This is a genomic window from Acinetobacter sp. YH12138 (genome assembly GCF_015218525.1).
Taxonomy (GTDB): Bacteria; Pseudomonadota; Gammaproteobacteria; order Pseudomonadales; family Moraxellaceae; genus Acinetobacter; species Acinetobacter amyesii.
This window is the reverse complement of record NZ_CP048670.1, coordinates 1,739,032-1,763,551: the sequence shown is the minus strand read 5'-3', so window position 1 is coordinate 1,763,551 and position 24,520 is coordinate 1,739,032. Positions and strand designations below refer to the sequence as shown.

Annotated in this window: 24 protein-coding genes and 1 pseudogene; 13 read left to right on the top strand and 12 right to left on the bottom strand. The window is 37.0% G+C overall.

Annotation, left to right across the window (positions count from 1 at the left end):
- Positions 1-45: 45 nt before the first annotated feature.
- Positions 46-519, bottom strand: coding sequence for a CinA family protein (locus G0029_RS08525; RefSeq protein WP_180106434.1), 474 nt, complete (start codon positions 517-519; stop codon positions 46-48).
- A gap of 248 nt (positions 520-767) precedes the next feature.
- Between G0029_RS08525 and G0029_RS08520 the strand changes: the two genes are divergently transcribed.
- Positions 768-2,165 carry an iron-containing redox enzyme family protein gene (locus G0029_RS08520; RefSeq protein ID WP_180106432.1) on the top strand — a complete coding sequence of 466 codons (1,398 nt, stop codon included), beginning with the start codon at positions 768-770 and terminating at the stop codon, positions 2,163-2,165.
- A 262-nt stretch (positions 2,166-2,427) separates the two neighbouring features.
- Entirely contained in the window at positions 2,428-3,588 is a 1,161-nt protein-coding gene (locus tag G0029_RS08515; RefSeq protein ID WP_180107940.1) for an MFS transporter, read from the top strand.
- Positions 3,589-3,612: 24 nt separating this feature from the next.
- Here the strand turns inward: G0029_RS08515 and G0029_RS08510 are convergent, their stop codons facing one another.
- Positions 3,613-5,043 carry a GGDEF domain-containing protein gene (locus G0029_RS08510; RefSeq protein ID WP_180107939.1) on the bottom strand — a complete coding sequence of 477 codons (1,431 nt, stop codon included), beginning with the start codon at positions 5,041-5,043 and terminating at the stop codon, positions 3,613-3,615.
- Between the two features lie 251 nt (positions 5,044-5,294).
- Here G0029_RS08510 and G0029_RS08505 point away from each other — a divergent pair, with 251 nt between their 5' ends.
- Entirely contained in the window at positions 5,295-5,777 is a 483-nt protein-coding gene (locus tag G0029_RS08505) for a hypothetical protein (protein ID WP_078190792.1), read from the top strand.
- A gap of 70 nt (positions 5,778-5,847) precedes the next feature.
- Here the strand turns inward: G0029_RS08505 and accC are convergent, their stop codons facing one another.
- The 3 genes from accC to aroQ are packed head-to-tail and all read right to left on the bottom strand — an operon-like array spanning position 5,848 to position 8,114.
- On the bottom strand, positions 5,848-7,209 hold the full coding sequence (gene accC, locus G0029_RS08500; protein WP_180005521.1) for an acetyl-CoA carboxylase biotin carboxylase subunit: 1,362 nt from the start codon (positions 7,207-7,209) through the stop codon (positions 5,848-5,850).
- A gap of 17 nt (positions 7,210-7,226) precedes the next feature.
- Positions 7,227-7,643: an acetyl-CoA carboxylase biotin carboxyl carrier protein gene (accB, locus tag G0029_RS08495; RefSeq protein ID WP_078190790.1), complete on the bottom strand. Its 417-nt coding sequence runs from the start codon at positions 7,641-7,643 to the stop codon at positions 7,227-7,229.
- A gap of 15 nt (positions 7,644-7,658) precedes the next feature.
- The gene (gene aroQ / locus G0029_RS08490; RefSeq protein WP_078190789.1) at positions 7,659-8,114 is read right to left on the bottom strand and encodes a type II 3-dehydroquinate dehydratase; all 456 of its coding nucleotides are present in this window, start codon (positions 8,112-8,114) and stop codon (positions 7,659-7,661) included.
- Between the two features lie 1,116 nt (positions 8,115-9,230).
- On the opposite strand from aroQ, the gene G0029_RS08485 reads away from it, so the two are divergent.
- Together G0029_RS08485 and G0029_RS08480 are read left to right on the top strand one after the other, a co-directional pair.
- On the top strand, positions 9,231-9,599 hold the full coding sequence (locus G0029_RS08485) for a hypothetical protein (protein WP_180107938.1): 369 nt from the start codon (positions 9,231-9,233) through the stop codon (positions 9,597-9,599).
- Positions 9,600-9,602: 3 nt separating this feature from the next.
- Positions 9,603-9,995 (top strand): hypothetical protein, encoded by a 393-nt coding sequence (locus G0029_RS08480; RefSeq protein WP_180107937.1) that lies wholly within the window; start codon positions 9,603-9,605, stop codon positions 9,993-9,995.
- A gap of 224 nt (positions 9,996-10,219) precedes the next feature.
- Here G0029_RS08480 and G0029_RS08475 read toward each other — a convergent pair whose 3' ends face one another.
- A complete protein-coding gene (locus tag G0029_RS08475) occupies positions 10,220-10,411 on the bottom strand; it encodes a hypothetical protein (RefSeq protein ID WP_180023739.1) in 192 nt (63 codons plus the stop codon).
- A gap of 167 nt (positions 10,412-10,578) precedes the next feature.
- Between G0029_RS08475 and G0029_RS08470 the strand changes: the two genes are divergently transcribed.
- The 5 genes and pseudogenes from G0029_RS08470 to G0029_RS08450 all read left to right on the top strand — a co-directional run bounded on the left by G0029_RS08470 (position 10,579) and on the right by G0029_RS08450 (position 13,731).
- Positions 10,579-10,839, top strand: coding sequence for a hypothetical protein (locus G0029_RS08470; RefSeq protein WP_180107936.1), 261 nt, complete (start codon positions 10,579-10,581; stop codon positions 10,837-10,839).
- Positions 10,840-10,842: 3 nt separating this feature from the next.
- Positions 10,843-11,598, top strand: coding sequence for a zeta toxin (locus tag G0029_RS08465; RefSeq protein WP_227591799.1), 756 nt, complete (start codon positions 10,843-10,845; stop codon positions 11,596-11,598).
- Positions 11,599-11,641: 43 nt separating this feature from the next.
- A complete protein-coding gene (locus tag G0029_RS08460; RefSeq protein WP_180107935.1) occupies positions 11,642-11,887 on the top strand; it encodes a hypothetical protein in 246 nt (81 codons plus the stop codon).
- A gap of 219 nt (positions 11,888-12,106) precedes the next feature.
- Positions 12,107-12,792 (top strand): annotated as a pseudogene (locus G0029_RS08455) (MBL fold metallo-hydrolase); the annotation flags it as partial.
- A 177-nt stretch (positions 12,793-12,969) separates the two neighbouring features.
- The gene (locus G0029_RS08450; RefSeq protein ID WP_180107934.1) at positions 12,970-13,731 is read left to right on the top strand and encodes an alpha/beta fold hydrolase; all 762 of its coding nucleotides are present in this window, start codon (positions 12,970-12,972) and stop codon (positions 13,729-13,731) included.
- Between the two features lie 43 nt (positions 13,732-13,774).
- Here the strand turns inward: G0029_RS08450 and G0029_RS08445 are convergent, their stop codons facing one another.
- Genes G0029_RS08445 through tssH form a run of 6 tightly spaced genes read right to left on the bottom strand, consistent with a single transcriptional unit; the run spans position 13,775 to position 21,417 of the window.
- The gene (locus tag G0029_RS08445) at positions 13,775-14,731 is read right to left on the bottom strand and encodes a M15 family metallopeptidase (protein ID WP_180008112.1); all 957 of its coding nucleotides are present in this window, start codon (positions 14,729-14,731) and stop codon (positions 13,775-13,777) included.
- Positions 14,728-15,399, bottom strand: coding sequence for a hypothetical protein (locus tag G0029_RS08440; protein ID WP_180107933.1), 672 nt, complete (start codon positions 15,397-15,399; stop codon positions 14,728-14,730). The genes G0029_RS08445 and G0029_RS08440 overlap by 4 nt, the downstream gene beginning before the upstream one ends.
- Positions 15,400-15,411: 12 nt before the next feature.
- Positions 15,412-16,215 (bottom strand): type IVB secretion system protein IcmH/DotU, encoded by an 804-nt coding sequence (icmH, locus tag G0029_RS08435; protein WP_078190778.1) that lies wholly within the window; start codon positions 16,213-16,215, stop codon positions 15,412-15,414.
- Between the two features lie 9 nt (positions 16,216-16,224).
- Positions 16,225-17,589: a type VI secretion system baseplate subunit TssK gene (gene tssK / locus G0029_RS08430; RefSeq protein WP_180109705.1), complete on the bottom strand. Its 1,365-nt coding sequence runs from the start codon at positions 17,587-17,589 to the stop codon at positions 16,225-16,227.
- A gap of 5 nt (positions 17,590-17,594) precedes the next feature.
- A complete protein-coding gene (gene tssA / locus G0029_RS08425) occupies positions 17,595-18,725 on the bottom strand; it encodes a type VI secretion system protein TssA (protein ID WP_111885477.1) in 1,131 nt (376 codons plus the stop codon).
- Positions 18,726-18,744: 19 nt separating this feature from the next.
- Positions 18,745-21,417 (bottom strand): type VI secretion system ATPase TssH, encoded by a 2,673-nt coding sequence (tssH, locus tag G0029_RS08420; protein ID WP_180109704.1) that lies wholly within the window; start codon positions 21,415-21,417, stop codon positions 18,745-18,747.
- A 465-nt stretch (positions 21,418-21,882) separates the two neighbouring features.
- Between tssH and G0029_RS08415 the strand changes: the two genes are divergently transcribed.
- From G0029_RS08415 to tssC, 3 genes are read left to right on the top strand one after another with little or no spacing between them, the layout of a single operon-like run.
- Positions 21,883-22,494 carry a hypothetical protein gene (locus G0029_RS08415; RefSeq protein ID WP_180023731.1) on the top strand — a complete coding sequence of 204 codons (612 nt, stop codon included), beginning with the start codon at positions 21,883-21,885 and terminating at the stop codon, positions 22,492-22,494.
- Between the two features lie 15 nt (positions 22,495-22,509).
- Positions 22,510-23,013 (top strand): type VI secretion system contractile sheath small subunit, encoded by a 504-nt coding sequence (gene tssB / locus G0029_RS08410; RefSeq protein ID WP_078193364.1) that lies wholly within the window; start codon positions 22,510-22,512, stop codon positions 23,011-23,013.
- A complete protein-coding gene (gene tssC / locus G0029_RS08405) occupies positions 23,006-24,490 on the top strand; it encodes a type VI secretion system contractile sheath large subunit (protein WP_111885474.1) in 1,485 nt (494 codons plus the stop codon). The genes tssB and tssC overlap by 8 nt, the downstream gene beginning before the upstream one ends.
- Positions 24,491-24,520 lie beyond the last annotated feature (30 nt).

The following is a 24,520-nucleotide window of genomic DNA, read 5'->3' as shown; positions in this document are numbered from 1 at the left end:
GTGCTGTTTTATATGGATAAATAAATAATTTTTAATTACATGAAGCTAACAATAATATTTTTTTAATATTTTTGAGAGTGATTTTAGAATAGCTTTATATAGAGTATTTAATTTTGTATTAGGTTTTCCTTTAGTTTTAATTTTGAAGTTATAGTAGTTTTTTTTAAAGAAGATGCAATAGAAAAAAGTACCTACTGGTTTATATTTGTTTTCAGATCCTCCACGCTTTAAAAGCCCAGTGCAAGAAATATAAATATCAGATTTAAAAAGTTTTTTACCATTCACTATCATTTGTGTGGTGACCTCTTGGGATTCCGCTGTATATTTGTTTATAAGTGATTGTTTTATATTTAAAATACGCTTCTTGAATAGTAAGTCATAACTTACAACAGAGCCATCAAGAAGTATCCCAGAGTTTTTATCCTGTGAAATTCTATATGCTAAATATCCAGCACTCGCACTTTCAAATAGCGTTATTGATAGGGATTTTTTAGAAATAAAGTCAAAAATTGATTTCATATAAATTATCCTATGAATATTTTATAAAAGAATCATAATTGATATTTAAATATGAATATGTGAATTAAGTCACATCAAAAAAATGTTGCTTTTTTAAAAACTTGTTAAAAATTATGCTAAAGGTGTGTTTTATATATTAAAATTTTTAAAATATTACATTGCGTTAAATTTTATTAAAAAAAATTAACAAATACTACTTATTTTCTGAACTATGGTTAAGAAGAATCATTTACCGCGTGAGAATTATAATGCCTACAGCAGTAAAAGAAAGAATCTTAAATTTAATAACCAAAGATCATCAGAAATATTTCGAAATTGTTGAGTTCTTCTTAGATGCTTCAATACCTAATTCTGCCAAAGAATTAAAGGCATTTAAGGTTTTAGAGAATGAAATTATAACTCTCGAACACATTGATGAGATGCCAAATGAGATAGATCATCTTATCGATTGGATTCATCATAATAACCGTACACAGTGTGAATATTATAAAGAATACCTAGATAGAAGAAAGCAAGGTGGAGGAAGAGAGTATTTTTCATCAGTTAGTAAAGCTTATGAGTTTTTATACAAGATTGCACCCACAAAAAAAGTGGATGGTTCATGGCTATATAGCTTTACTCAGTATTGGAATGATCCAGTATTTAGAGATTTTATTCAGATATATTTAGAGGAACTTGGTCTCGGTTCAGAAAAAGCCAATCACGTGAGAATGTATGAAAACCTACTACTGGCACATGGTTTGAATCAACTATCTTTAAATTTATCTGATGCCTATTACCATCAGGCAGCAATTCAGCTTGCGCTTGCATATGCACCTTCAGAGTTTATACCAGAGATAGCAGGATTTAATTTAGGCTATGAACAACTTCCTTTACATTTGCTAATAAGCAATTACGAGTTAAAAGAACTTGGAATTGATGCACACTATTTTAATGTTCATATCACGATAGATAATTTTGATAATGGGCATGCGCAGCTTGCAACCAATGCTATTAAAAAACTTTCTACAAGGTACAGATCTAAAGAAGAGTTCATTCGTAAACTCAAAATCGGCTATCTCCTAAATAACAAAGGAATGAGTTCAGTTCAGATAATTAAAAATTTAAGCACTGAAAAGATGGTGCTAGAAATATTTAAGAAAAAGGCGATCGTTGGTAAACACATGCATAGCAATAAGTGCATGTTTAACAATAGAACGACGAATGAATGGCTGTCTGAAGATGATAGTGTTGAAGAGTTTATTTTTGAACTTGTCCGTATGGGCTGGATAAAATTGAATCGACCACCTGAAGAGAGTAGGTTTTGGCAGATGATTCACAACGAAGACGGTAAAATGTTTGGAGTGTTTAATGCTGTTGAAAAAACTTTTATTTATGACTGGATTGCAGGTAAATCAGTAGATTCGAAACAAAATCAAGTAAATAATGAGTTTGTAAAAAACTTCCTAGAGACCAATTCATTTAGTTATTTAGCGAACCATGAAATGGCTGAGCTTAAGAAACAATTTGATGGAAGTACGAATACAGGATACAAGATTAACAAACTTCTAAAGTATTTAGCACCTCATATGCATCATCAAGAAATTGGTTTATGGAGTACCCAACGTATTGTTGAGTGTTTATTTCCATCTCTAGCCCGCCAATAAAATAAATACTCCAAAAGATTTATAACTTTCATCGTCAAAAATAACCGCCTTCGGGCGGTTTTTCTTTTATGCGATAAACAGTGATAAAATAGTGAAAATTAATGAGTTTTTAAAGCAGTCTACAAAAAATCAAAAAAAATATTTTTTTGCAATTAGTAGACTCATTTGTAGACTGTTGAGCTACAAATATAGCCAAATGACTGCAATCTTATACAACCATTAAAATTTTTAAGTGTTTGAAAATACAAGTGAATACAACCAAATGCAATCAATTCCAATCCAAACAAAACTAGGTGGATTCTACTTTTTCTATTATTCAATAGTGGGTACATTCATGCCGTATTGGAGTTTGTATCTAGAGGATCAAGGGTTTAATTATCAAGAAATAGGTATTTTATCTTCGATTGCAATTGTCACACGTTTTTTTGCACCGTTTATTTGGGGTTGGATTGCAGATAAATCCGGCAAGCGCATGCTTTTAGTTCGAATCGCAACATGGATGGAAGCCTGTATTTGGTTTCTGATTTTTATAATTCCCAACAGTTTTCAATCTGTTGCATTACTCATGCTGGTTTTTAGTTTCTTTCAAAATGCTATATTGGCTCAGTTTGAAGGAGTAACTTTATTTTGGTTAGCTGAGCGGCGTGCAGAACTTTATGGAAAAGTCAGAAAATGGGGATCAGTTGGCTTCATTGTTGGGGTATTTGGAATTGGGGCTTTGCTAGAAATAATACCTGTTTCAATGCTGCCTATCATGTTGTTATGCATTGCATTTCTCGTATTTATTTGGTCATTTACGATTAAAGAGCCTGCTACTGCACCATCTTCACAGAAAAAACTTGAACCACTTTGGCCTATCTTAAAACGACCAGTTGTAGCGAGTTTTTTTATCATTGAATTTTTTCTGCTCTTTTCGCATGCACCGTTTTATAGTTTTTATAGCAATTACCTTATGCAGGCTGATTTTTCGACGAGCCAAATCGGTTTTTTATGGTCTGTCGGAGTCATTGCGGAAATCATTATGTTTGCCTATGCCAATGTCTTTTTTAATCGATATTCTTGGCGTAACTTAGCGCTCATTTGTTTGGGGCTAACAGGGATGCGATGGTTGATTGTAGGCTTATATCCGACGGTGTTTATCACTCAATTTGCTGCGCAAACGATTCATGCCTTTAGTTTTGGATTATTCCATTTAATCGCTATGCGAATCATTTTTCAAAATTTTACCGCAAGTCAACAAGGGCGTGGTCAAGCGCTATACAGTACCATGTGGGGCTTAGGTGTTGCGAGTGGCAGTATTTTAGCAGGTCGATATTGGGACATGCTTTCGGGACCCGTCATTTTTATGATCGCGGGATTGGCTGTTATACCCGCCATGTTTTTGGTCGTGGGCTTGCCTAAAACGATCCAAAAGCCAGCTTGAAACAATTCAGTATTTTGATAAATCTCAATGAACTAAAATCACCTGATTACGGCCGAGCTCTTTGGCTTGATATAAGGCCTGATCGGCTTGATTTATCATACTTTGCAAACTTGGAGCATTGGGCAAAGACTGATGAATCAGACCTATACTCACCGTAATATAAATCGTATTTTTTTCATCAATGAAAATAGGCGTAGTTTCAACGACTTTTCGGATACGCTCAGCAATACCTTGAGCTTCAGCTGCTGCAATGTTCGTGAGTAATACACTAAACTCTTCACCACCAATACGTGCAAATAAATCTGTTTCACGTAAATTCTTACGCACAACGCTCGAAAATTCTTGTAAAACTTGGTCACCGACATAATGCCCATATTGATCATTCAATTTTTTAAAATGATCAATATCTATCATGATAATGGAAAAGTTAAGCTGAATTTGGTTTTGTAGGTAAAGCTCACCTTGCTCGAAAAAATATCGACGATTCATCGCATGCGTTAAACTATCATGATTTGCAAGGTATAAAACCTCTTTATATAGTTCGTGCCGATTTCGGCTAATAATACAAAGAATCAAAGGCGAGAGAATCAGCATGGCTAGGCCAATACGAACTGAAATTGCTGTCGATAAATAGGCTAATGAAGAATCGTGTAAGTAGAACGCATTTAAATTGTAATAGGTCGCTAAAATTACCACGGCATTAATTAGGGATAAGGTAAATAAGCGATAGGTTAATGCTGCCCAAATTAGAGCCGCTAAAGGGTAGAGAATTGCCCCTGGACCTGCAGAAACGGCTGTTAAAAATACACAGAAGACAACTGCAATTGCCGGAAATATTTTATTGATCTGAAAGCTTTGATGACGTCGATCTTTGAAATAAAGTTTAAGATCGGCCAGTTTAGGAAAAGACAGAATAAGCGGTAATATAATCAGCGCATTCAATATTTCGGTAATCCACCACATACCAAAATCAATCGACAATCGATCGGTCGACATAAACGTATTGGGAATATAAGGCACGGTGAAAATAGCAAAGAGAGCACCTGCAAGGCATCCACCGCAGGCGATGATGACAATCATGGTCAGAAAGGTGAAACCTTTATTATAGTTTTGATAGTTCACCTGAAAATATCGCATAAAAAATAGCGATACAATGCTGTTGGTTAAATTTGAAAAAGTGAGAAATAAAGTGAGTTGGAAATAATTGCCCGTCACTAAATCTGCGAGCATATAACCGGTAAATGCACCTAACCATCCACCTAGATTACTGAGTTTGGGAAACCTTAAGAATAACGCTAACAATACTGCATTCGCAGGCCAAAAAATCGCTAAATAGCTTAATGGGCGGGTGAAAATACCGATTAAGCAGCAGCAAAGAATAACTGCAGCGACTATTACAAAAGCCATGCTGTGGCGTGCATTAAGCGGAGCAAGACTATTCGAATGCAGTTTCATTAGCTTATGTAAGCCTAGGTTAAATATGGGAGAATTCGTTTTTTTCGTATATTAAACGATAAAAAAGATTTTATATTATTTTATTGTAAATAGTGTGATTTGTTTGGCATTTAGCTGATTTGTAGTTTCGTTAACCGAGATTGATTTTTTGGATAAATAGGAAAAATGATTGTTATGAAAATGTGATAAACCGCGGATTTGTAAAAAAATGTGTTACTTTAAGAGCATGATTTATATGACTGATTAAATGTATGAAAATAGCATATCTTACAGTTTTACTCATGTTGAGTTCATCGTTGGTGATGGCGGCAGATAATAAGAATACAACTCAAAATTCAGAGGCTAAAAATCAAGTTGAAGCGGTGAATAGCTTTAGGGTGACAACACGTTCTGAATTGGTCGGCTTATGGGGTATGGAAATTCCGACCAATAAAAAGTGCGTTGAATATTATAATTTTAAGAGCAATAATGATGTTGTGATCAAAAGCGGTGAAGAGTGGTCATCTGGGGTATATGACTATCAACCTGCGCAAGATCCGAATGTGCAAATTCCAGCACTGATTTTACAAGTGAAATATGACAATAATCAGATGGATTGTTCGGGCAATATTCAAGATCAAACCGGCGAAATTTCACAGTACTTTGTAAAGTGGAAAAGTCCATCGGTTATTAATTTCTGTGCCAATGATCAGGCTCAGCAGTGTTTTGCGACATTGCGTCGAGTTTTGCCTTAAGCATGACTATAGATCTTTCTTATGAAAATAAAAAACCACTCATTTGAGTGGTTTTTTTGACGCTGAAGTTTTATTTCTCTTCATGTCCTTCGACTTTCTTTAATAGATGTTTTTCAAGATAGTGAATATCCATTGCTTGTTCGCAGAAATTTTTATCTTGAAGAATCAAATCTTTATGTAGCGGAATATTGGTTTTCACGCCAGTTAAGATAATCTCTTCTAGAGCTTGTTTCATGCGCGCAATAGAGGTTTCACGATCTTTACCATGCGCAATGAGTTTTGCAATCATTGAATCATAGTATGGTGGGATGCTATATCCTTGATAGATATGAGAATCTAGTCGGATACCTGCGCCGCCCGGTGCATAGAAATGATCGATTTTGCCCGGTGAAGGCATAAATGTAGATGGATCTTCTGCATTAATACGACATTCAATCGCATGACCTTTAAGTTGAATATCTTCTTGTTGAAGATCCAAACCTAAGCCAGCAGCAATGCGTAATTGTTGCTCGATAATATCCACACCAGTTACTTGCTCAGTAACAGGATGTTCTACTTGTACACGAGTATTCATTTCAATAAAGAAGAATTCACCTTCTTCAAATAAGAACTCGAATGTACCAGCACCACGGTATTGCATCAATTTACAAGCATTTACACATGCTTCAAGAATATGCGCACGTGCTTCTTCAGGTAAGCCTGGTGCAGGCGCTTCTTCAAGCACTTTTTGATGGCGACGTTGCAATGAACAGTCACGATCATAAAGGTGAATCGCATGGCCATTACCATCTGCAAGAACTTGCACTTCGACATGGCGTGGCTTTTGAAGGAAACGTTCCATATAAACGGTATCGTCACCAAACCACATTTCCGCATCACGCTGAGCAGCTTGTACAGATTCGAGTAGTGTGTCCACACGTTCAACGATACGCATACCACGACCACCACCACCAGAAGCAGCTTTTACGATCAATGGGAAGCCAATTTCTTTGGCTTCTGCCAATGCATTGTGAATCGTTACAGCATGGTCACAACCCGGAACAGTTGGTACACCAGCTTTTTTCATCGCAATAATGGCAGAAACTTTGTTCCCCATTAAGCGAATGTGTTCAGGACGCGGACCGATAAAGATAAAACCTGAGTTTTCTACAATTTCTGCAAACTCAGCGTTTTCAGATAAGAAACCATAACCTGGATGGATGGCATCTGCACCGGTGATTTCAGCCGCTGTAATAATGGCAGGGATATTGAGATAACTTTCGCTGCTGGCACCTGGTCCAATGCACACAGCTTCGTCACAGAAGCGTAAGTGCATTAGGTCTTTGTCGGCATCGGAATAAATCCCTACGGTTTTAATTCCTAAAGTTTTGCAAGCGCGGGTGATGCGGAGCGCAATCTCACCACGGTTTGCAATTAAAACTTTTTGCAACATTGTGATTCCCCGTGGTCTTAAGCGCGATAGCGGAATAATGGTTGACCGAATTGGATCACTTCGCCATTTTTAACCAAAATTTCTTCAATTACACCGCTTTGAGTTGCTTCAATTGGGTTCATGATTTTCATTGCTTCGATGATACCGAGTGTTTCACCAGCAGATACAGTTTGACCAACTTTCACAAATGGTGCTTCACCTGGATTTGGCGCAGCATAGAACACACCAACCATAGGAGACGGCTCAACAGCACCACGTGGTGAACGAGGTGCAGCAGGCGCAGCGGCAGGAGCAGCCATAGCAGGCGCAGCGGCAGCAACTACTGGATTGCGACGAGTTAGAGCAATCGATTGATCGCCTTCTTTAACTTCAATCGCCTGTAAGTCAGATTCAATCATCAAATCGATGAGTTTCTTGATTTTACGGATATCCATGAACAGTATTCCTAATTAAGATTGAGAAGTTGGTTGAATTTTTTCGATGGCGAAGTCTAGTGCTGCGGCATAACCTTTTGCACCTAAACCACAAATAACGCCAACGGCTTTATCAGATAGATAGGAGTGATGTCTAAATGCTTCGCGAGCGTGGACATTTGATAGATGTACTTCGATAAACGGAATGGCTACACCTAGAAGGGCATCACGCACAGCAACCGAAGTATGTGTTAGGGCTGCTGGATTAATAATGATGAATTGAACGCCTTCTTGTTGCGCTTGATGAATTCGGTCGACGACAGCGCCTTCCCAATTACTTTGGAAAGTGTCGAGAGAAATGGAAGCGTTTTGAGCCTGTGAAATCAGTTTTTGGTTGATATCTTCGAGTGTTAGATAGCCATAAACTTCGGGTTCACGTTTTCCCAGTAAGTTGAGATTCGGTCCATGAATGACCAAAATGGTCGAGCTCATTCAGCCTGCTCCAATAAAAAGTTGCAAATTTACTTTGCAAGATACCTGCAAAGTTTGCTCATTATGGCATAAAATTCCACATTTTTTTTATAATTTCTTTGAATTGACGTGAAAAGCATGTGCCGAGAATGGGCTATATAATGCGAACTTTGCAAAGAATTGGCAATGTTAAAAGATTACATTTTTATCGTTATATTGTCGGACATCATTTTAAACCCAATTGGCTAAAACTGTTGATATCTTTTGTGTAAACTTGCTTTATCGTGGTGCATACGTTTAGCAATAATCAGTGCGAATGATCTTAAAGGTGAGATGGCTTGTGTATCCACCTTATAGATCGTCAGTTGAACAGCCTAAGCATGCGTAGCCGTAAAGATGGTATTTATACAGCGAATTAAAATTTCTAAGGTTTAATTTATTTCGTGCATAAAGAAATCTAAATTGCTCTCAGCTTTCAAGCGAGTTATTTGAAAGAATAAAGTAGCTTTGTATGCTAAGTATATAAAAATTAAAAGATAGTTAATTTTTTATGGTTTATAAAGCATATTTCTAAACCAATAAAATGTTTTCATAAATGATAGGGCTCACGCTAGATATTTTATTTGCCTCAGTGAATTGAATATTCTGTGGGAGCATTTCCTTATAAGTAGGCAGCTTTAGATATGATGAACATTTATTGCGTAGTTACGTCATATTTTATAGACCTATATATAAGCGTATTAACCATCCTGTGTATTTTCTAGTCAGTGTTTTGAATGTATGAAGCGTGCAAGGCATTGACGATTTCTTTCATAAATTATGTAAGTTTGGAAAATCGGGTATTTGTCCAAATTTGTACTGGTATTGGCAAAAGTTAAATCTGTGGTGGTAAAGAAGCTTGCTGTTTGCATGCTGATTCTATTTTTTATTCGTCTATTACTGTGTTTTAGCGGTATATGTGTTGAATAAGTTTCCTTTCTTCTTGTTTATACTTTTAGGTGGAATCTACCGCATTGAGTCTTTTTCTATAAATGAATTGATAAAACAAGGCTCGAATGCTTTCCCGCGGAAAAAATTTATCTATATAAGTGTAATTCACGGTAGAATGCCCGAAACCTATATGGCCTGAGAACAAACATGGCAAAACATACGCAAAATTCATCACCTTTGGCAGAATTGATTGCAGAACAAAAACTTTTATGTGAAGAAGTGGGTTCTGCATATGTAGAAGTGCAGGGCGGTGATGTAATTGCTGTGGCTGTTCATACCTTAAATAAAGATCCAATTGTTGGTATTCGTAAGCCTGCAGAAGGTGATGAAAATGTCAGTTGGTATATTTATGGTGGTGAGCTTGAAGGCGCAGATAACTTTGAAACAATGACTGTGCGTAAACTGCAAGATGTTGTACCTGAAGTGCTACCATATTTAGCTTTGGATGTAGGCTATCGTTTTATGATCGATGCTGATGATTATGAAGATGTCTGGAAAGAAGGTGATGAGGCTTAATTTATGCATTCTCCGTTGATGTATAAACTTTATGTCCTTATTTTCTCTGTGTTTACTGCTTCTGTAGCATATGCAAATGTGAATGAAGCGGTTACTCCACAACTGACTCAAGCTGAATATAATGCTCAGATACATACATATACTGAGCAAATTAATTCAACCAAAGCCATTTTAGATGACCCTACATCTACTGCAACGGGTCAGCAGCAAACTCAAGCTTTTTGTTTAAGATTGAATGCATATCGACAGATTTTAGAAATTTCTCAGCAAAACTCAGCTCTTGAAATGGCCAATCTAATGCGAGTGGCTTCACAGCACTATTTACAACAACAGCAACAGAGTATGCAGTCATCTGGCTTAAACGAAAGTGCATTTTGTTCGAGTCCTACAAAATAATTTAGGTTTAAATTTCTCTGCTTAAACTTTTGGGCTCTCGTCTAACTTTCTTTCATTTTGTTCTATTTTTCATAATTCGAAATGGTCTAATATTTCAAAATTATTACAGCATTATTCACTATAGGTGTAGTTTCTAATAATATTAGAAATTGAAAATGCAAATTGTCAGGAAATGATATGAAATATGCTTAAAATGATAAGTCCATCACATTATTATGATCAAGTTAGAACGATTTATATGCAACAAACATCCCTGGTCCTGTTGCATAGGTCAGTCCTAATACATCAACTTGTTGATGTCGTTCTCTTTTAGCCACTGAATAAGTGGCTATTTTTTTGTGAAAAATTAAATGCTTAATCAGATTATAAATCGAATTTGGATAAAATTTAAATTTTTCATGATGTGGCATCCCCATACATTGACTCATATGTGCAGTTTGGTTCGAGGAATACAATCAAATGATTAAATCACTTTGTATTTTATCATTTCACTCTCGGTATGACTGATGGATAAATAGACAAATATTGCAAGTATGATAAGATAATTGAACACATTATTTTTGATGTTTGAGGAGTTGTTTACATGACAGCTTATACTTCAGTAATGAAAGCAAGCCAATATGAGGACGATATGATCCCGAGCCTTGCTATCAATGCATTTCGCCATGCTTTTGAACAAGCAAGTGCGTCATCCACTGTGGTTTATGTAAAAGGTCTACAACTGGTTCAACGTCTGCAAAATGGTCAAGAAGTACAAATAAAAGATGTATCAGCCGACTTCGTACAAGTGGATGATCTACCAAAAATTTTAAAACGTAAAAAGAAAACAGAGGAAATTGTTTAATACATGCCTCCACAACCTCGCATTAGAATGTTCGCGGGTCCAAATGGTTCAGGTAAAAGCACAGTTAAAGAATATTTATTGCCCCATCATATTGGGGCATATTTAAATGCGGATGAACTCGAAGCTCAACTGAAACATTCACACCGGCTCAATTTGTTGGATTACCATTCCGCTTTAAAATCAGAAGCATTAATTGACTTTCTCGATACGAAAAAACGTCCCGCGAATGGAGAATTTATTCCGCTATTAGCACGAAAACCACAGATATTAGATCCGTGGAAAATTGAATTTCATCCAGATCAGATTGATTCATATCTTTGTGCAAGAATTATTGATTACATCCGTTTGCAGTTTTTAGAGCTAAAAATTAGTTTTACCTTTGAAACGGTGATGTCCCATATTTCCAAGGTAGAATTTCTACGCGAAGCAAAAAGAAAAGGCTTTAAAACCTATCTGTATTATGTTTCCACTATTGATCCTGTTATCAATATTTCACGTGTTCAGTACCGCGTAAAAACGGGTGGACATGGTGTGCCAGAACAAAAAATTCGCGAACGTTATTATCGAAGTATGGATTTGTTAATGCAGGCGGTAGAAGCAACGGATCGAAGTTATTTATTTGATAACTCTGCCGATGGACAGCATGCTTCTTTCATTGCGGAAATTGAACAGGCTGAAATTTTAAAGATGAATTCAGGTATTCAGCGTTTACCGTGGTGGTTTGTAGATAAGGTGCTTAAAGAGTTTGAGCCAAATTAATGTCAACTGAATATCATATAAAACAAAATAACAGGATGAACCTATGCAAAATAACGACTATGAATTACAACAACATTCAAACTCATCTCCATTAGATCAAACTCATCTTGATCAAGCCATTGAGCAGCAAGCTGAACAAGAACAGCAAAAAAATAGTACATCATCTGATCCTCTATCTTCTCTAGATTTGACTGACTTAGCTGAAATTGGTTCGAATATTATAGAATTGGGTTCAGATGCTTTAACGTGGGTGAGCGGTGCACTCAGAGATATTAGTATTGGTCTATAAATTATCTATTATTTCAATTAACTTCATAATAAACAGCCTTTATTGAAAAATCTCCGAGGATATATTTCGTGATTTTTCAAGTTTATAAATTAATTCTAAATAAAATTAATCAAACACTCTTGAAGCGTTAAATTTTTCAATCAGGAAAGGCATGTCAGAATGAATATTTAGACTGGCGGCAGTTGGTTACTTCAATAAAATAGCCTAAGTATATAATAGATTTTAGAAACGCATGTGCACGCAGATCACTTAACCGCATCTCAATATTTAAAACAAGTTCTTGGTGGTAAAATTGCGATGAGCCATAACATCAAGATTGTGCAGGAAACATTCAGCACCATTTATAATTTTGATGTGAAATATTTTAATTCACATCAGTCTTTTGATTATTTATTTGCAGATCATGAGGCATTTAAAATCGGTGCATTAAATGCGTATAACAATTCAACGCCTGAACATACACCTGCTTGTCTGAGCTATGTGGTTGTTGATGATACTGTGTTTGTCTTTGATAGTTTATTTATGCATGATTTTGGGCACAGCACATTGTGATTTTCCCAAGGGCAGTGCGGCAGTATTATTCGACTCTGTACAAAAGATTTATCAGTTAGCACTTGAAAATGCGCGTGTTTTTATGTCATGACTATTTACCAGAAAACCGGTCAAAATACTGCTGCGAAAGCAGTGTGCATGCGCAAAAACAGCAGAATATTCATATCCACGTTGGTACGAAAAAAGAAGATTTTGTCACAATGCGAACTCAGCGTGACGCAAATTTGGCTATGCCAAAACTGATTTTACCTGCAATACAAATCAATATGGATGCAGGTAAATTTCCACAACCAGAAGGGAATGGTATCCGTTATTTAAAAATTCCTTTTAATTACTTTAAATCTGCAAATTAAAGACAAAGAACCTTTAGGTCGAATGCGGTTGGCTATTTCATTTTATAAAATAGCCTAAGCAAATTAAATATTTGCTACCTACAAATAGCCTAAGTAAGACTAATAATTTTTTAACTGTCATTTGATTTCATTCATTCAACTAGGCATCATAATATCAACATAGCAAAGTATTCAAAAATGATCCTAAATTACGAATATCATCAAAAATTAGAAGGCGAAACACACCCACTTGTCTTTATTCACGGTTTATTTGGAAGCCTCAGTAACTTAGGGATGCTTGCCAGAGCTTTTCAAAATTCATATTCTGTCATTCAGCTTGATTTACGAAACCATGGTAAATCACCTCAAAGTACAGAAATGAATTATCGTGAGATGGCAAACGATGTACTCGAAACATTAGATGCGATTGGCATCGATAAGTTTTCAGTGATTGGCCATTCCATGGGTGGCAAGGTCGCAATGCAATTGGCTTTAATTTCAGAGCGGGTAGAGCAACTTGTTGTATTGGATATCGCGCCCTTTGCATATCAAGAACGTCATCATGATGAAATATTTAAAGCTTTGATCGCTGTACAAAATGCGCAAATTCAATCTAGACAACAAGCGGTTGAAATTATGCGTGAGTATATTCATACAGATATGGTGATACAGTTTCTACTCAAATCGTTTAGTAAAGGACAATGGTTGTTTAATGTAGATGCGTTGTATAAACAGTATGACCAAATTATTGGTTGGGAAAATATCGGAAATATTTGGCAACAGCCTGCATTGTACCTCAAAGGTGGACAGTCACCTTATATTTCAAAAGCAGAACATATCAATGCGATAGAACAACAATTTCCACATGCGAAAATTGTAGAAATAGAAGGTGCAGGCCATTGGTTACATGCAGAAAAAACAACTGAAGTTATAGAGCAAATACAAAATTTTTTAAATTAATACGGTGTGCCTTCAATTATATTTTGAAGGCACAACATCGAAATTACTCAATCGAAATGTTATTGGCTTGAAGCTGACCTTCAGAGGTCAGTAGTGCCGCCATCTCTGCAGTTTTTTTCAGGCCTGGCATACGATATTCTGTATGACCATAATCTTGAATAGATTTCCAGCGTCCGCCCCATGTTAAACCAACAGACTCAGCGGCTTGACCATAAAGTTGATAACCACGCATAGCCCAAGGGTCTCGTTCAGTAATGACCACTTTGCCATTGCGTTTAAATGCAACATCGGCTGCTAAGCCAAACTGATGATAACTTTGGAAACCACGGGCACGAGTGGTATTTTTATTGGTAGCTAAATTATTTTGACGCTCTGGACTTCGATAACCTTCAAGCAAAACCATTTCATAGCCATGCTGTTCACGCATAATTTTAAACACCATCAATAAACGTTGTTTATAACGTGGGTTCATTTTATGCCATTTACGATCTGCTGAAGGCACATCTGTAGAATATGAATGCGTATGGATATCTTGAACTTCTGGGTTAAAGCTTGATGCCATAACAGATGGCTGCTCAATCATTGCTGCTTCTTCTGCGATTGCCTCTTGAACAAGATATTCTTCAACTTCAGGAGGCGCATCTAAAACCTGTCCATCGAGCATGGCGTAAATTTGTGGGTCGACTTTACGTAAATAATCTGCTTCTACTTTACTTGCAGTTATCGGGCGAGTAAAAGCAAATAATAAAATACTGGCAAACAGTAAAAAGCCTGCAAATAAAATCCACCATTGTTGTAAATGCCAGTGTGATTGAATTTGTTGTGGTGCTGCTGCATAGTTCAGTTCATAAGCAAAATTTTTGGCGTGCTGAATTCTTTTTTTGCTTTGTGGAATGATTTGAAAGAAAAAATCTTGAACTTTAATTCTAAGCTCATAAGAAAAGCAAAGCACTGTCACCAGTGCTAAGACAAAGAAACAACTAACCAAAAAGATGATCATGGGGAAACTGTAGCGCTCACAGTCGCATTAGCAGTGTTTGTTGTAGCAACCACTTTCGGACGTTTGGTTTCAGAAATTTGCGTTCCGCCCATCGGCTCTTCGAAGTACTCATCTTCTTTTACTGCTTTCGTAGATGGCTCTGTAGGCTTGGTCACCTTGGCTGTTGTTGGCGCAGCTTTAGGTTTTGCTAATGTGGTTGGAATATGTTGTTTAACGGTTGTTGTAGCAGCTACAACAGGGCGCTGCGGTTGGGTAATTTCAAAAGGCGAACGGTTATTCGCTACAGCTTGAACAGGCTGAGTCACTTTTGTTGTATTTCCATGATTGAAAGCGGTAGCTAAATCATTCGAATATAAACCATTATCCGGATCTTTTTCTTCAGTTACATGAACGGTTTGCGGTGCTTTTTCAGCTGAAGCTTGCTCATTTTCACTTTGACGGGGCGCAGCGGATGCCTCAGTTTCAGTTTTATCTTCAGTTGGAGCAGAAGTAGTCATCTCTGTATTTGCAGGCTGATCGTCAGAACTTAGATAAAAATATCCCAGGCCAGCAACAATAATGACCGCTGCACCAACAAGAAAGCCAATCGCAGCATGAGCTAAAGGCGGTAAATTATTCTTTTGAGTCGACTGTAAAATTCTAACGTTATTCGATTTTTCGTTTGCCATGGTGTCTAAGTCTTATGGTAAATGAATAGTGATATAAGCCTGTTCCGATGGTGCAGTTATGACATTTTGATATTGTGATAACGCCTGATTATTTTGACTGGATAACATATATTTCAGTCCACCAAATGCTAATACAGCAAACAATGCCCAAAAGATAATAATCCAAAAAAATGGTAATTCACGGTGAATAATATTTTTAATTTGATCCGGCAGTGCCGCGAAAGGCGAAAACGCCTTTTTACCTTTCATATAATCAATTTCATCACCGACACGTGCAACGAGTGAATTGAGCATTTCAATCGATTCAAGTCGGTATTTACCATGAAAACCAAGGAGCATGCAGTAATGATAAACTTCAAGTGCTGCTAAACGATCTTTATTCTTAGAACGAATTTGCTCTAAATTTTCAAAAAAGCGGTAACCCGCAAGCTGTGAACCAAAAAGACTTAATTGCAATGGATTCATCATCCAATTGTTTTGTAAATCAAAAAAGCGTGCATCTTGTTGGGTGACAATGGTTTCATCTAATAAAGCGCAATAGGCATATTTTGCGTCCGTGATATCTTCATTGCTGAATTGAAGCTTACGGGCTTGGCTTTCAAATCGGTTTAATAGATCCATAATTTTTGTCCTGAAACTTTCAGGGCTGGATGGAACATATTGATTTTTGAGTAAGAAAACAATGTAAAACCCATCATGCAGTAGATCAACTAAATTGGTTGAACTGTTGATTTTCGGTTCAGCACTTGGTTTTGAAGAGCCTAATCCAATTTGACCGTCGTCAAAAAGTGAAGGGGCATTATTTGAAATATTCATGATTGCTCCTTAACCATTCATCACTGCAATAAGTTCAATCGAGATATCTTGGAAGCCAGCTGGTATGTAAACGCAGATCGATTCAGAATCAAGCATACGCTGATACAAATCATTATTTGGCTCAATTTCAAAATAACTCACACCTGAACGAACTGGAATTGCTGTTGGCACTTGCATCATATGTTGCAATGGAACAGCAGGTAATGCTGCCATGACACGCTGTTCAACATCGACAGTGTTGCCGACTTTAAAGCGCAGTGGTACATAAGAAATAATGTCATGTGTAGGCATCACACTACTTGAAACAGCTAAATACAGGCGCGAATCGCGAGTAATTTTGTCACTTTCAAGACTGCCCACCCAGTAGGATTGACGGGTTTCTTTCAAGTTAATACTGATATATCGATTTGAAATAATCGTATCGAGCAACTCACGTAAAATCACATCTAATTGAGCAAAACTTTCTTGCAAATTATGATGTTGATACTGTGGGAGTTGATCTACTTCATAAGCTGTAGAGAAGGTGAGTAAAGAACCTGTCAGACGCAATAATTCAAAATACAAACGTTCAGGATGAATCAGTGGATATTGCAATAAATGATTTAAGGTCGCATGTGCAGTATTCAGCGCATTAACCAACCAAAATGAAACGATATCACCAGAACGGAATTCAATTAACTTTTGTTCGTTTTCACGATTATTCGATTGAATAGTTTTAATTTTAGCTTTGATAATATTGAGCGTTCGTTTAAGCCCAGTAATCAGCGAATCACACGAACTAATATGTAATATTGGTGGGATAAATTGATAATCTAAAACAAAATTACCTGAACTTTGGCGCTTAATTCGGCCTATAGGCATGTAAAGAAAACCATCAAGATTGTGCTGTGGTTCTTGGCCTAATTCAAAGATTTTAAACTCTGCACGGCGGCGTAATAAAGTGATTTCAGCAGCCGTCGCATCTGTAAACAAATCATGAGTTTTAGTCAAATGTGAATGATAGCGACTCGATTGGGTATTTTCTTCAAAATTGACGTTTCGTTTATTCGGTTGAACAATCGGTAATGCTAAATAAATTTGCATTTCACCGCGTAAATTTAATGAATCAAGTAGTACAGGCTCAGGTAATAAGTCTTGTGCAGGTGCTTGATAAATCTCACCATCTTGCCAAATCATTTCGACTTTATTCAAAGCTAATGTGTTGGTACTGAGTTGCGATTCATCAAAAATTAAACTTTGAATACCATAAGCGAACGGTATTGTTGCGCGAACCGTATGGTTTAAACGCTGTTCATGATAAGCATCTTGTAATTGAAAGTGTTGCGGGCGTAAAAATAATCCTTCACCCCATAAAATTTTTTCTGCTTTAAACATTGTTTTTACCAGTCGCTATTCGATTCATTACTTTGTTGCTGAACACCTAACATTTCTTGTACAGCTTCAAGAGGGTTTTCATCCTTAATCACATGAGTTAACCATTCATGCAGTGGCATTTGTGACCATTTAATGGTTTTTTGCAGCATATAACTGACAGGGCTATGCGGCTCATTCACTTGGAAATAGTCCGCAATATCTTGCAAGACTTTCATGGCTTGTTCACGGTTTTCAAGATGATTTTGCACTTGAGGTTTAAATTGCTGTGTATGCTGTTGTTGTATTATTTGCATATCATTCTGCACGGAAGTTACAGTGGAAAGTGTTTGGCTTTCAATTGGAGAATTTGATTGAACCTGTTCAGCGCTCGATGAATTGATAAAAGCATCTGCTTTATAGATTTTTTTTAAGCTCAAGTGAATCATTTCGATTTGAGAGTCAATGCCAGCAAAGCTTGGCGCATCTAAACCCATCAAATCATCAAGAGTCGTTTTTAAGTTTTCCCAATGGTTTAAAATATCTAAAAACTGTTGGTAATACTGGTATTGAATTGATTTTGACGTATTGAACAAGGCATGTTCAAACTGTTCCATACCATTAAAAGACTCTTCTTGATCATCATCTTCATGGTTAGATTTACGTCTTTGGTTTTGAACATGCAGCAGTCGATCATAGTCGGATAGGGAATAAGCTACCGCGCCATGAACGATTGAAACTGATTTAATTAATGTTGGGATTTGATTAATTATCCCTTGTAATAAACCTAGACGTTGATCAAGGTCATCATCTTCAATTTCAGGATGAAGTTGTAGCCAAAAGTCTTGCAAACTTTTTTGTGTAAGTTCAATCCCTTTGGCAATCCCTTCGAAACCATGAATGTGAGTCCACGCTTCAAGCAACCAACCATATAAGCGAATATCTTTTGTATGTTCGCGAAGTAGATCTGACGATTTTTGGTGCACAAAGCCCCAATCTGCCTGTTTTGGTTCTGCGATCCAGTCGCCTTGATCCAAGAGCGGGTCATCTTGTGTTTTAGCTTTTTTAATTGCATGAAAATCATTTGAAAATGAAAAATCACTACCGCAAGGTAAATCATCCGTAATCGGTTGCAATAAAGCGTCGAGCTCTAAACTCATATTCTACATCGTTCCTAACTTATGCTTCTAAGGTTTTGGTCTTTTTGCTGCTGCGTTTTTTCGCAGGTTTACTTTTAGGATCTAAAACATAAATAATTTCATCGTCTTTGACATCGATTTCAATGACTGATGGAATCTTTTGTTCACTCATCGCCATCAACAATTCAGTGGCTAAAGCAGGTAAGACCGTCGCATTTAAAATGTTATCGACATTACGCGCACCACTATCGACCTCAGTACAGCGACTTAATAATAATTCGACTAAATCATCGGTATAACGTGTTTGCGTACCATATTGTTTTTCAATACGCGCGGTGATTTTGCCTAATTTATGCTGAATAATGCGTACGAGCAGATCATCGTGCAATGGGAAATACGGCACAATACGCATACGACCTAAAAATGCCGGCTTAAATTGTTTATATAAAGCTGGTTTTAATACATCTAGAAGTTCTTCTGCTGACGGCCATTCTTCTACTGGCTGATTTAAACAAGCCTGCATAATGGCACTAGAGCCAGCATTTGAAGTCAGCAGGATAGTGGTATTTTTAAAGTCAATAACACGACCTTCACCATCTTCCAAAGTACCTTTATCGAATACTTGGTAGAATAGCTCTTGAACATCGCTGTGTGCTTTTTCAATCTCATCGAGCAATACCACACTATATGGATTTCGGCGAACTGCTTCTGTCAGTACGCCACCTTGGCCATAACCGACATAGCCTGGAGGAGCACCTTTTAAGGACGACACGGTATGTGCTTCTTGATATTCAGACATGTTAATGGTGATTAAATGAGACTCACCACCATATAACTCGTTTGCTAACGCAAGTGCAGTTTCGGTTTTACCCACACCACTTGGGCCAACCAGCATGAAAACACCTTGAGGTTTATTTGGATCTTCCAATTTTGCCTTAGAGGTTTTAATACCTTGTGCCAGTTGATGCAGTGCATAATCTTGACCCATCACACGTTGTTCTAACTGTGCTTCAAGCTTCAAAATTTGCTGAATTTCATCATTCACCATTTTACCAACAGGGATACCGGTCCAGTCTGAAATGATTTCATTAATAATTTGTGCATTCACACGCTCAAAAACAAGCGGCGTTTGACCTTGTAACGTTGCCAGTTGGTTACGAATATTGCTTAAAGTTTCAATATTTTCTGGTTTTTGCTCGGACTCTTGTTCAAGCGTTTTAATCTGTTGAACGATTTCGAGTTCTTTTTTCCACTGCGTTTCTGTCGACTGAATTTCTTGTTCAAGCGCGGATATTTGTGTTTTTACACTTTCAATGCGTTCGTGGTGAATCGGAATATTCTTATGTTCATTTTCAAGAATCGCCAATTCAAGCTTCAAATTATGTAATTGAGCATGAAGTTGATCCAATTTTACTGGTTGTGCATTTTGCGTTAACGCAACACGCGCAGAAGCTGTATCTAAGACACTAATCGCTTTATCAGGCAATTGACGGCCAGTGATATAACGGTGCGAAGCATGGACTGCAGTAACGATAGCTTCATCGTCAATTTGTAAATTGAAATGTTTTGCCATCACGGGAATCATGGCACGCAGCATATCGATTGCGACTTCTTCAGTCGGTTCTTCAACCTGAATTACTTGGAAGCGTCGGCTTAATGCGGCATCTTTTTCAAAATACTGCTTATATTCAGCCCATGTGGTTGCAGCAATGGTTCTTAACTCACCACGTGCAAGCGCCGGTTTTAACAGGTTTGCTGCATCATTTTGACCTGCTTGACCACCCGCACCAATCAACGTGTGTGCTTCATCAATAAATAAAATGATTGGATGTGCAGAGGCTTGAACTTCATGAATGACTTGTTTTAAGCGATTTTCGAATTCACCTTTAACACTGGCACCCGCTTGTAGTAAGCCCATATCTAAAGTATGAATGCTGACATTTTTTAAAGCATCTGGAACTTGGTTGGTTGCAATTTTTAATGCCAGACCTTCAACAACGGCCGTTTTACCAACACCAGGCTCACCCGTTAAAATCGGATTGTTTTGACGACGACGCATCAAAATATCGAGCATTAAGCGGATTTCAAACTCACGACCAATCACAGGATCAATGCCACCATTTTTAGCTTTTTCAGTAAGATTAATGGTGTATTGGTCTAGAGCTGGTGTTTTAACTGGCGTAGTTGCATTCGTTTGTACTGCTGATTTTTCATCAAGTGATGCTGTTGCTAAATCTTCATTTTCAATGCTTTTTAGGCAAAGATCTAAAAATTTATGTTTAATCGTATCGATAGGTAATAAATCGAATAGAGAAGAAGCTCTTGCTGCGATTTGGTATAAATCTGGCGCGGTAAGCAGTGCAACAAGTAAATGACCACTACGAATTTGTGGATTTTGTTCAGCAGATGCTAATAACCAAGCTTGTTCAAGTAAGCGCACAATGGATTGGGCAAAAATCGGGGTGCGCGTATTTCCTTTTGGAAGTTGAGCGATACTTTCTTTGAGGTCATCTGCCAAACCGTCTGCAGAAACTTTGTATTTTTCTAAGAGTATTTGAAGGTCATTTTTATTGTTATAGGTTAATAATTCGAGTAAAAAATGTTCAATTTCGATTTCATAATTTTGCTGTGAAATACATGTATTGGCTGACTTTTCGAGTGAAATGCGGGCGTGAGGTGAAAGTTTAGTAATTAAAACTTTTAAATTATTCATAAATAACTCATCAAATTTAGAATCCACAGTACAAAATTTTACAAGTTTGACTGTGATCTCTTTTTTCTTGCTATAAAAATAAAAACTTTAAAATCAACACCTTATATATTTTTAGTGTCTTGCTTTAGGCGATATAATACAGACTAAATAAAAAAAGGAAAAAGATTTTTTTATAAAATGAAACAAAAAAAAACAAATCGTCGACAAACTTTGGAGTATTTGGCACATTTTTGTATTGACTCTATGTGCTTATTTTTTGTTAAATCTGCAGCATATTTTTAATTTTGATAAATGAAGAGAAAACCCACGGGAAAATAAGTGGTGATTTCTCCACATATTCACATAAATTAAGTTTTAGCACGTAGAAATACAGAGGCAATTTTGAATAAATTTAGTGTTTTATTACCTATAATTTTAGCAGCTAGTTTAACACAAACCGTTTTTGCAAAAGATAAAGCGGCATCTGTGAAAAAATCCTGTTTAAAGGATTATCCACTGGCAGTAGGTGATACAGATCCAGAGATTATTGGTTTTTATAATCAGTTATGTGACAAAAAAAATAAGAAAAATGAGAACTTAAAAAATGAAATTTTTGTAGATATTGCCAAAAAATATCAAGCTAATGGTTACAATTTAAAAGCATTGCAAGCGGTCAATCTGCTGCGAGAAAAGAACTATCAGTCGCCTGAACTTACTGATGTCACTTTTTTAGCAGGTATCGCTATTTCTTATAATGCGCTGAATCATATGCGGAGTAATGAAAATCGTACTCTAGATGAACAGACCTATTCTCCTGCCAAAGTGTTGTCGGATAATATTCGTTATATTCAGCCGACGATTGATAAATCTACGTCTGCTGCAGCAGATGTTCGTGAAAAAAGTACAGAATCTTCGAGCAATGTGAAATCTAAACAGACAACACCAGCTAAAAAACGAACCAATACAGCGTCTACCAAGTCTAAACAAACGACTACAGCAGCAAGCAAAAAGAAAACTACCACGACAGCAAAAACGCAGACTACAGCGAAAAAACCTGCTGCCAGTGGTTCACCTTTCGATACATTAAAAAATAAATAACAAGGAAAAGCACTCATGGCAAAACGTGAAAGTGTACAGAAAAAACTTCAACGAATTCGTCCTCCTCGTGTTCAATTGACTTACGATGTTGAAGTTGGCGACGGTAAAGAAATTAAAGAATTACCATTCGTTGTTGGGGTGTTAGGTGATTTCTCTGCGGCATCTGAAGTAGAGAAAACTAAATTAAAAGACAAGAAATTCATTAATGTTGATTTAGATAATATTGATGAAGTCATGGAGTCTTTAGCGCCACGTGCTAATTTTCAAGTTGAGAATACCTTGACTGAAGACGGTGGAAAAATGTCGGTAGATCTTACATTTAAGAGCATGGCCGATTTCACTCCAGAGCAAGTTGTACAACAGGTTGATCCATTACAAAAGTTAGTTGCCGCGCGTGAGCGTCTGTCTGACTTGCGTAATAAAATTTCAAATAATGAACGCTTAGAAGATTTATTGGATGAAGTGTTACATAACACTGATCAAATTCGTAAGTTGAGCGTGGAGGCAGAAAATGAGTAATTATAATACTGCAACTGCTGTAAACGTTGAAGCAACCGAAGAATATTCACTTTTAGATTCAATTGTCGAACAAAGTCGTATCGCGCGTACAGATCAAGAACATGATCGTGCAAAAAGTTTGATTGGTGAACTTGCTAAAGAAGTGATGGCAGGTACCATCACCGTTTCAGACAATATGACTTTATCAATTGATAAGCGTATTGCTGAAATTGATGCGTTGATTTCATCTCAGTTAAGTAAAATCATGCACCATGCTGAATTTCAAAAAATTGAATCGACATGGCGTGGTTTGTATTATTTCTGCCAAGAAACACCTTCAAACTCTTTAACAAAAATTCGTATGTTAAATACGACGAAAAAAGAGCTGATTAAAGATTTCCAAGGTGCGACCGATTTTGACCAAAGCACATTGTTCAAAAAAATCTATGAAGAAGAATATGGATCATTCGGTGGTGCGCCTTATGCAACATTGATTGGTGACTTTGAGTTTGACCGTACTCCATCTGATATGTATTTGCTTGAGCAAATTTCACATGTCGCTGCGGCTGCACATGCACCGTTTATTTCGGCTGCTAGCCCGAATATGTTGGGACTAGAGTCTTTTACTGATATTGATCGTCCGCGTGATGTATCTAAAATCTTTGAAACAGCAGAATATGTACAATGGCGTTCATTCCGTGAAAGTGACGATGCACGATATGTTGCATTGACAATGCCACGTGTATTGGGTCGTTTGCCATATGATCCAAAAGAAGGCATTGCCACTGAAGGATTTAACTTCGTTGAAGAAGTTTCAGGTGAAAATCATAATGAATATTTATGGATGAACGCGGCGTATGCCTTTGGTACGCGTTTAACCAATGCATTTGATATGCATGGTTGGTGTGCTGCGATTCGTGGTGTAGAAGGTGGTGGTTTAGTTGAAGGCTTGCCTGTCCATACGTTCAAAACCAATGATGGCGAAGTGGTCTTTAAATGCCCAACTGAAATTGCCATTACTGACCGTCGTGAAAAAGAACTGAGTGACCTTGGTTTTATTCCGTTGGTACACTGCAAAAATACGGATTATGCAGCATTTTTCGGTGCGCAATCGACGCAAAAACCTAAAAAATATGATAGCGATACAGCAAATGCCAACTCTGCATTGTCTAGCCAGATCCAATACATCATGGCAGTTTCACGTATTGCACATTATTTAAAAGCAATGATGCGTGACAAAGTGGGTAGTTTTGCATCAGCGGGTAATGTTGAGACCTTCTTAAATGAATGGTTATCGCAATATGTATTACTCGATGATGGTGCATCTCAAGAAGCTAAAGCTCAGTATCCATTGCGTGAAGCTTCTGTAAAAGTTGTAGAAAATCCAGCTTTGCCTGGTCACTACAAATCTGTGGTTTTCTTAAGACCACATTTCCAGTTGGATGAGTTGTCTGTTTCATTACGACTTGTGACCGAGTTACCTCAGTCCTCAAATTAATTTTGGGTCAACACTATAATAACTTTAAAT

Excerpts from the sequence above, each read along its gene's own strand:
- G0029_RS08525 (WP_180106434.1), bottom strand. The coding sequence starts at position 519 with ATGAAATCAATTTTTGACTTTATTTCTAAAAAATCCCTATCAATAACG.
- G0029_RS08520 (WP_180106432.1), top strand. The coding sequence starts at position 768 with ATGCCTACAGCAGTAAAAGAAAGAATCTTAAATTTAATAACCAAAGAT.
- G0029_RS08515 (WP_180107940.1), top strand. The coding sequence starts at position 2,428 with ATGCAATCAATTCCAATCCAAACAAAACTAGGTGGATTCTACTTTTTC.
- G0029_RS08510 (WP_180107939.1), bottom strand. The coding sequence starts at position 5,043 with ATGAAACTGCATTCGAATAGTCTTGCTCCGCTTAATGCACGCCACAGC.
- G0029_RS08505 (WP_078190792.1), top strand. The coding sequence starts at position 5,295 with ATGAAAATAGCATATCTTACAGTTTTACTCATGTTGAGTTCATCGTTG.
- accC (WP_180005521.1), bottom strand. The coding sequence starts at position 7,209 with ATGTTGCAAAAAGTTTTAATTGCAAACCGTGGTGAGATTGCGCTCCGC.
- accB (WP_078190790.1), bottom strand. The coding sequence starts at position 7,643 with ATGGATATCCGTAAAATCAAGAAACTCATCGATTTGATGATTGAATCT.
- aroQ (WP_078190789.1), bottom strand. The coding sequence starts at position 8,114 with ATGAGCTCGACCATTTTGGTCATTCATGGACCGAATCTCAACTTACTG.
- G0029_RS08485 (WP_180107938.1), top strand. The coding sequence starts at position 9,231 with ATGGCAAAACATACGCAAAATTCATCACCTTTGGCAGAATTGATTGCA.
- G0029_RS08480 (WP_180107937.1), top strand. The coding sequence starts at position 9,603 with ATGCATTCTCCGTTGATGTATAAACTTTATGTCCTTATTTTCTCTGTG.
- G0029_RS08475 (WP_180023739.1), bottom strand. The coding sequence starts at position 10,411 with ATGGGGATGCCACATCATGAAAAATTTAAATTTTATCCAAATTCGATT.
- G0029_RS08470 (WP_180107936.1), top strand. The coding sequence starts at position 10,579 with ATGACAGCTTATACTTCAGTAATGAAAGCAAGCCAATATGAGGACGAT.
- G0029_RS08465 (WP_227591799.1), top strand. The coding sequence starts at position 10,843 with ATGCCTCCACAACCTCGCATTAGAATGTTCGCGGGTCCAAATGGTTCA.
- G0029_RS08460 (WP_180107935.1), top strand. The coding sequence starts at position 11,642 with ATGCAAAATAACGACTATGAATTACAACAACATTCAAACTCATCTCCA.
- G0029_RS08450 (WP_180107934.1), top strand. The coding sequence starts at position 12,970 with ATGATCCTAAATTACGAATATCATCAAAAATTAGAAGGCGAAACACAC.
- G0029_RS08445 (WP_180008112.1), bottom strand. The coding sequence starts at position 14,731 with ATGATCATCTTTTTGGTTAGTTGTTTCTTTGTCTTAGCACTGGTGACA.
- G0029_RS08440 (WP_180107933.1), bottom strand. The coding sequence starts at position 15,399 with ATGGCAAACGAAAAATCGAATAACGTTAGAATTTTACAGTCGACTCAA.
- icmH (WP_078190778.1), bottom strand. The coding sequence starts at position 16,215 with ATGAATATTTCAAATAATGCCCCTTCACTTTTTGACGACGGTCAAATT.
- tssK (WP_180109705.1), bottom strand. The coding sequence starts at position 17,589 with ATGTTTAAAGCAGAAAAAATTTTATGGGGTGAAGGATTATTTTTACGC.
- tssA (WP_111885477.1), bottom strand. The coding sequence starts at position 18,725 with ATGAGTTTAGAGCTCGACGCTTTATTGCAACCGATTACGGATGATTTA.
- tssH (WP_180109704.1), bottom strand. The coding sequence starts at position 21,417 with ATGAATAATTTAAAAGTTTTAATTACTAAACTTTCACCTCACGCCCGC.
- tssB (WP_078193364.1), top strand. The coding sequence starts at position 22,510 with ATGGCAAAACGTGAAAGTGTACAGAAAAAACTTCAACGAATTCGTCCT.
- tssC (WP_111885474.1), top strand. The coding sequence starts at position 23,006 with ATGAGTAATTATAATACTGCAACTGCTGTAAACGTTGAAGCAACCGAA.